Source organism: Sphingopyxis soli (assembly GCF_018682675.1).
GTDB classification, from domain to species: domain Bacteria; phylum Pseudomonadota; class Alphaproteobacteria; order Sphingomonadales; family Sphingomonadaceae; genus Sphingopyxis; species Sphingopyxis soli.
Window position 1 is genome coordinate 25,372 of sequence record NZ_JAFMTR010000040.1, and the last position, 6,653, is coordinate 32,024.

The following is a 6,653-nucleotide window of genomic DNA, read 5'->3' on the forward strand; positions in this document are numbered from 1 at the left end:
GGTGGCGTCACCCGCTGTTAGCCTGACCGCGATTTGCCAAGGAGGGTCTATGCGCTGGAAATCGGGCTTCGCTTTTGCTCTCATATTTGCGGGCGCGGTTCCCGCCGCCGCGCAGGAAGGCGCGCCCAAGACCCTCGCCCAGATAGCTCCTGAAATCGATGCACTCTTCGCCAAATTCCAGACTGACCAGCACGTCCCCGGCCTCGTCTATGGCATCGTGAAGGACGGCAAGCTCGCCTATGTGAAAGGCGTCGGCGTCCAGAACATCGACGACAAGCGAACGGTTACCCCCGACAGCCTGTTCCGCATCGCCTCGATGACCAAGGCCTTCACCGCGCTGTCGATCCTGAAGCTGCGCGACGACGGCAAGCTTCGGCTCGACGATCTCGCCGAGGATTATGTCCCCGAGATGAAGGGCTGGACCTATCCGACCGCAGATAGCCCGCGCATCCGCATCCGCGATCTGCTCCAGCATGTCGGCGGTTTCGTCACCGACGATCCGTGGGGCGACCGCCAGCAGGTACTGCCGCAGGACGAATTCACGAAGATGATCGCGGCGGGCGTGCCGTTCAGCCGCGTGCCGCAGAGCCAACATGAATATTCGAACTTCGGCTATGCCTTGCTCGGCCGGGTCGTTTCGAAGGCGTCGGGCATGGCGTACACCGACTATGTCCGGCAGACGATCCTGACCCCGCTCGGCATGACGGGCAGCGGTTACGACGCGCCGCACGCCCCGAAAGCGCGCTATGCGCTCGGCTATCGCTGGGAGAATGAGCGCTGGAGCGCCGAGCCCGAGATGGTCGACGGCGCGTTCAACAGCATGGGCGGGCTGCAGGTCAGCGCGCGGGATTATGCGAAATGGGTCGCCTTCCTGCTCTCGGCATGGCCCGCGCGCGACGATCCCGACACCGGACCGGTCAAGCGGTCGACGGTGCGCGAGATTGCACAGGGGCTCAATTTCGTCGCGGTGACGAACCGCATCGGGTCGACCGGCGCGACCGCGTGCAAGCAGGCCGCGGCTTACGGCATGGGCTGGCGTGTCGCGCAGGATTGCGACCTCGGCCTCACCCTCGCGCACGGCGGCGGCTATCCGGGCTATGGCAGCCATGTGATGCTGATGCCCGACTATGGCGTCGGCGTGTTCGCCTTGTCGAACCGGACCTATGCGGGGCCGTCCGCGCCCGCGTGGGACACAGCCGTCGCGATGCACAAGGCTGGATTGCTCGAGGGTCGGGCGGTGGCGGTGTCGCCGGCTATTGCGGACCTCTACGCCGCGTCGAAGGCGGCTTATGCGGCGGGGAACCTCGGCCCTCTTCGGGACAGGTTGGCAATGAACTTTCTGATGGACCGCTCGGCGGAGAATTGGGTGGCCGAATTCGCGCGATTGAAGGCGGAGGTCGGCGCGTGCCCCGCGGATGAGCCATTGGCGCCCGCGGGTGCGATGTCGACGGCGTTCCGTCTCAATTGCGAAAAGGGCAAGCTCGACGGCCAGTTGCTGCTCGCGCCGACCCGGCCGGCAACGATCCAGGCGCTGCGCTTTCGCATCGTCAGGGACGCGCCCTGACAATTGCGGCCTGCCGCCCCGTTGCAAGGGGGGTGGGGCGGCAGGCCCGCGCCGCTCAGCGGCGTTTCGTGACGCGCGCCGGCACCGCCCGCTTCGCGAGGCGGCGCGCCGGGACGGCGCAGTCGAAATAGGAATCTTCGCCCGGCGCATGGATCGGGGTGACGAGGTCCGCGAATGCGCGGAACCTGGCGCCGAGCCATTTGATCGCGCGATCGAGATCGGCGCTCATCCGTTCGTGGCCGTGTACCCAGCCGCGCATGAAATGCTCTTCCATCATGGCCTGTCTCCTGTCTTGACCCCCTTCAAATGCGCCTGACGAGGTGGCAAAGCCAACAAAAGCTTTGCCGGATGTCATAAGTGGAGCTTATATATCGCCGATGTCGAAACTTCCGCCCCTTGCCGCCGTTCGTGCCTTCGAGGCGGCCGCGCGCCTGCAGAATTTCTCGCGCGCCGGAGAGGAACTCGGGATGACGCAGGCCGCGATAAGCTATCAAATCCGCCAATTGGAGCAGCGGCTCGGCCGTGCGCTGTTCGTGCGGGAGAAGGGGCGGGTGCGCCTTTCCGAAACCGGGCAGCGGCTGCTGCCGACAATAAGCGGAGCTTTCGCCGCGATGGGCGACGCCTTCGCCGCGATCAGCAGCGACGATGCGGAGGTGCTGACGATCAGCGCCGCGATCACGCTCGGCGGCACCTGGCTTAGCGCGCGGATCGGCCGCTTCCAGCTTCGCTACCCCGACCTTGCCGTCCGGTTGCTGATGTCGAACGACCTCGTCGATTTTGACGCGACCAGTGTCGACGTCGCGCTGCGGACCGGCAACGGTCACTGGCCGGGGCTGCGCACCGACTTCCTGTTCCGCAGCCATGTGACCCCGATCTGTTCGCCGGTGCTTCTTGATGCGAACCATATCGCGACGCCCGCCGACCTGCTGCGCGCCGAACGTTTGGCGCCCAACGATCCCTGGTGGGCGGGCTGGTTCGCCGCCGCGGGCATCGGCACCCCGCCGCCGCCGCGGCAGGGGATCGAACTCGACAGCCAGCTTCAGGAATCGATCGCGGTGCAGGGCGGCTTCGGCATCGCGCTGATGACCCCGCTCTACTGGCGAACCGAGCTTGAGACGGGGCGGCTCGTGCGGCCGTTCGAGACGATTTACGAGCCCGGCACCGGCAATTTCCTCGTCCACCGCGACAATCGGGTGGGGGTGCGCAAGATCGAACGCTTCCGCGAATGGCTGCGCGAGGAGCTGGCGATGGATCGCCAGATGATCCCGGAGCCGCTATGGGAGCCGCTGCCATGACCTTCACCGCCGTTCCCCTGACCCTTTATCCCGACATGTTTCCCGGCCCGCTGGGGCACAGCATGGCGGGGCGTGCGCTCGATGCAGGGGTCTGGTCGTGCGCGCCGGTCCATATCCGCGATTTCGCTACCGACAAGCATCGCACCGTCGACGACACGCCCGCGGGGGGCGGCGCGGGGATGGTGCTCAAGGCCGATGTGCTGGCGGCGGCGGTCGACCACGCGAGTGCGGCGCATCCGGACCTCCCGATCCTCGCCATGACGCCGCGCGGAACGCCGGTTACCCAGGCCCGCGTGCGCGGGATTGCGGCAGGGCCGGGGGCGATCATCCTGTGCGGCCGGTTCGAGGGATTCGACGAGCGCATCTTCGATGCGCGCCCGATCGAACAGCTGTCGATGGGCGACATCATCCTGTCGGGCGGCGAGATGGGCGCGCTGTTGCTGCTCGACGCTTGCATTCGGCTGCTTCCCGGCGTAATGGGCGCGGCTTCAAGTGGTGATGACGAATCGTTTGAAAACGGTTTGCTCGAATATCCCCACTATACCCGACCTGTCATATGGGAAGGGCGCACGATCCCCGAAGTGCTGCGATCGGGGGATCATGCGAAGATCGATGCCTGGCGGAAACATCAGGCGGAGACGGACACTCGGTTACGCAGGCCGGACCTTTGGGAGCGTCATGTCGATGCTCGGGACCGACCTGCCTCTGGCGCGCGGCGAAAGAATAAGGACTAGAGGACATGAACCTCATCCAGACGATCGAAGCCGAAGAAATTGCCAAGGCCGGCAAGACGATTCCCGAATTCCGCCCCGGCGACACGCTGAAGGTCGGCGTGAAGGTGGTCGAAGGCGAACGCACCCGCGTCCAGAATTTCGAGGGCGTGTGCATCGCGCGCTCGAACAAGGGCATGGGCTCCAACTTCACCGTGCGCAAAATGTCGTTCGGCGAAGGTGTCGAGCGCGTCTTCCCGCTCTATTCGCCGAACATCGACAGCATTACCGTCGTCCGCAAGGGCGCGGTGCGCCGCGCGAAGCTTTACTATCTGCGTGGCCGCACCGGTAAATCGGCGCGTATTGCGGAACGCCGCGATTACCGGTCGGAAGCCGGCGAAGGCTAAGGAGAGCTTCTCTCACCCAAAGCCGAATCAGCTTTCCAAAACGACCGGTTCCGCCAACAGGCAGAGCCGGTCGTTTTCATTTCAGCATCAGCATAAAGGGCATAACAGATGGGTTACCGGATCGTCGTCGCGGGTGCGACGGGCAATGTCGGGCGCGAAGTGCTCGCCATCCTCGCCGAGCGCGAATTTCCCTATGACGAAATCGCCGCGGTCGCATCGTCGCGCAGCCAGGGCGACGAGATCGAGATCGGCGATACCGGCAAGACCGTCAAATGCCAGAATATCGAGAATTTCGACTGGTCCGGCTGGGACATGGCGATTTTCGCGATCGGCAGCGACGCGACCGCGATCCACGCGCCCAAAGCCGCGGCCGCGGGCTGCGTCGTGATCGACAACTCGTCGCTCTATCGCATGGATCCCGACGTGCCGCTGATCGTGCCGGAGGTGAACCCCGAGGCGATCGACGGCTATGGGAAGCGCAACATCATCGCGAACCCCAATTGCTCCACCGCGCAGATGGTCGTCGCGCTGAAGCCGCTGCACGATGCCGCGACGATCAAGCGCGTCGTCGTCGCGACCTATCAGTCGGTGTCGGGCGCGGGCAAGGCCGGGATGGACGAGCTTTGGAACCAGACGCGCCAGATCTTCGTCGGCGACGAGAAGGACGTGCAGAAATTCACCAAGCAGATCGCCTTCAACGTCATCCCGCATATCGACAAGTTCCTCGACGACGGCTCGACCAAGGAAGAGTGGAAGATGGTCGCCGAGACGAAGAAGATCCTCGATCCGAAGATCAAGGTCACCGCGACCTGCGTCCGCGTTCCCGTCTTCGTTGGTCACTCCGAGGCGATCAACATCGAGATGGAGAAGGAACTGTCGGCCGAGGATGCCCAGCGCATCCTGCGCGAAGCGCCGGGCGTGATGCTCGTCGACAAGCGCGAGGACGGCGGATACATCACGCCCGTCGAGTGCGTCGGCGACTATGCGACCTTCGTCAGCCGCGTGCGCGACGACAGCACGGTCGATAACGGCCTCAACCTCTGGTGCGTCAGCGACAATCTCCGCAAGGGCGCGGCGCTGAACGCGGTCCAGATCGCCGAACTGCTCGGCCGCCGGCACCTGAAAAAGGGCTGAGTGAGATCCCATCCCCGTTCGCATCTCGACTTCGGGATGCGAACGGGTAGGGAAGGGCGATGACCTCGCCCTTCGCTTTCACCCATGCGCTCTGCCGCACCCCCGCCCCCTCGGCCGTCAACGGCATCCGCGCGGGCGGCGGACCCGACCCCGATCTCGCGATCCTGCTCGCCGAGCATGAAGCCTATGTCAGGGCGCTTCGCGAGCTTGGCCTCGCTGTCGACGTGCTGCCGGCGCTGGGCGATTTCCCCGATGCGCTGTTCACCGAAGATGTCGCGCTGACCTTGCCCGAAGGCGCGATCCTGCTCCGTCCCGGCGCGCCGACGCGGGCGGGCGAAGTGGCGCATATCCGTGGACCGCTGGCGGAGCGCCATCCGAGGCTGCTCGCGATGTCCGGTCCCGGCCATGCCGACGGCGGCGACGTGCTGCGCCTTGCCGATCGCGTGATCATCGGTCTTTCGGACCGCACCGATCGCACCGGCGCCGGAGAACTGAAGGGGCTGCTCGCTGAGCTCGGCTACCGCGCCGAGGTTGCGGACACCCCCAAAAGCGTCCTGCATTTCAAGACCGGCTGCGGCCTGATCGACGAGCGGACCGTGCTGGCGGTTCCCGCGATGCGCGACTGCCCCGAATTCGCAGGGCTGGAGGTTGTGCTCACCCCGCCCGGCGAAGAGGGCGCTGCGAACATCCTGCGCGTTCGCGACACGGTGCTGATCGGCGAGCGCTGGCCGGCGACGCAGGCGATGCTCGCCGCGCGCGGGGTGCCGTATCGCGCCCTGGCGACCGACCATGTCGCGCGCCTCGATGCGGGGCTGAGCTGCATGTCGCTGCGCTGGTAATCGCGCGCGGCGGTGGCATAAGGATCGATAAGCGAAACAGGAGGCGGCGATGCGGGCGTGGACGGGCTGGGTGATGCTGGGATTGCTCGCGGCGTGCAAGCCTGCCGACAAGCCCCCTGCCGACGACACGGCGGTGCCCTCGGCGCCGCCGGTGCCCGAGGCGAAGGCGGACGGCCCCGCCGCGGCCACGACCGCGGTCGCGCTCGATGCCGAGGGTCTGCGTTTCGTCGACAAGAACACCGGCCGGGCAAGCCTGCTCGCTTTCGGCGTCCCGCGCGAACAGGCCGAGAATGCGCTCGCGAACGTCGCGGGCAAGGCCGACGACCGCAGCGACAATAATGAATGCGGCGCGGGGCCGATGGCGTTCACCCGCTTCGACGCGATGACGCTCAACTTCCAGGACGGCAAGTTCGTCGGCTGGTTCCTCGGCAACGAAAAGGGCGCAAAGGACTATTCGACGCCGAGCGGGATCGGCATCGGAACGACGCGCGCCAAGGCGAAGCAATCGGTCACGATCACCGATATCGAGGACAGCACGCTGGGCGAGGAGTTCAGCATCGGCACCGGCGGCACGGTCGTCGGCGGCATGTTCGCCGAACCCGGCGACGCGGCCAAGGTCGACGCGCTGTTCGCCGGCGCGAACTGCTTCTTCCGCTGACGACCGAAGCACGACATTTCTAGCGCCGTCATCCTGGCTGCGGCGA

At 65.9% G+C, this 6,653-nt stretch carries 8 protein-coding genes; 7 read left to right on the plus strand and 1 reads right to left on the minus strand.

Going from position 1 to position 6,653, the window contains the following annotated elements:
- Positions 1-49 precede the first annotated feature (49 nt).
- A complete protein-coding gene (locus tag J1N50_RS05495) occupies positions 50-1,564 on the plus strand; it encodes a serine hydrolase domain-containing protein (RefSeq protein ID WP_215350797.1) in 1,515 nt (504 codons plus the stop codon).
- A 55-nt stretch (positions 1,565-1,619) separates the two neighbouring features.
- Here J1N50_RS05495 and J1N50_RS05500 read toward each other — a convergent pair whose 3' ends face one another.
- On the minus strand, positions 1,620-1,841 hold the full coding sequence (locus J1N50_RS05500) for a hypothetical protein (protein WP_215350801.1): 222 nt from the start codon (positions 1,839-1,841) through the stop codon (positions 1,620-1,622).
- Positions 1,842-1,941: 100 nt separating this feature from the next.
- On the opposite strand from J1N50_RS05500, the gene J1N50_RS05505 reads away from it, so the two are divergent.
- The 6 genes from J1N50_RS05505 (at position 1,942) to J1N50_RS05530 (ending at position 6,607) form a co-directional block, all read left to right on the plus strand.
- The gene (locus J1N50_RS05505) at positions 1,942-2,859 is read left to right on the plus strand and encodes a LysR substrate-binding domain-containing protein (protein ID WP_215350804.1); all 918 of its coding nucleotides are present in this window, start codon (positions 1,942-1,944) and stop codon (positions 2,857-2,859) included.
- On the plus strand, positions 2,856-3,593 hold the full coding sequence (gene trmD / locus J1N50_RS05510; protein WP_215350807.1) for a tRNA (guanosine(37)-N1)-methyltransferase TrmD: 738 nt from the start codon (positions 2,856-2,858) through the stop codon (positions 3,591-3,593). Before J1N50_RS05505 ends, trmD begins: the two co-directional genes overlap by 4 nt.
- Positions 3,594-3,598: 5 nt before the next feature.
- On the plus strand, positions 3,599-3,976 hold the full coding sequence (gene rplS / locus J1N50_RS05515; protein ID WP_058455038.1) for a 50S ribosomal protein L19: 378 nt from the start codon (positions 3,599-3,601) through the stop codon (positions 3,974-3,976).
- 108 nt (positions 3,977-4,084) lie between these two features.
- A complete protein-coding gene (locus J1N50_RS05520; protein ID WP_215350810.1) occupies positions 4,085-5,110 on the plus strand; it encodes an aspartate-semialdehyde dehydrogenase in 1,026 nt (341 codons plus the stop codon).
- Positions 5,111-5,169: 59 nt separating this feature from the next.
- Positions 5,170-5,949, plus strand: coding sequence for an arginine deiminase family protein (locus tag J1N50_RS05525; protein ID WP_215350813.1), 780 nt, complete (start codon positions 5,170-5,172; stop codon positions 5,947-5,949).
- 49 nt (positions 5,950-5,998) lie between these two features.
- Positions 5,999-6,607 carry a hypothetical protein gene (locus tag J1N50_RS05530; protein ID WP_215350815.1) on the plus strand — a complete coding sequence of 203 codons (609 nt, stop codon included), beginning with the start codon at positions 5,999-6,001 and terminating at the stop codon, positions 6,605-6,607.
- The last annotated feature ends 46 nt before the right edge of the window (positions 6,608-6,653 follow it).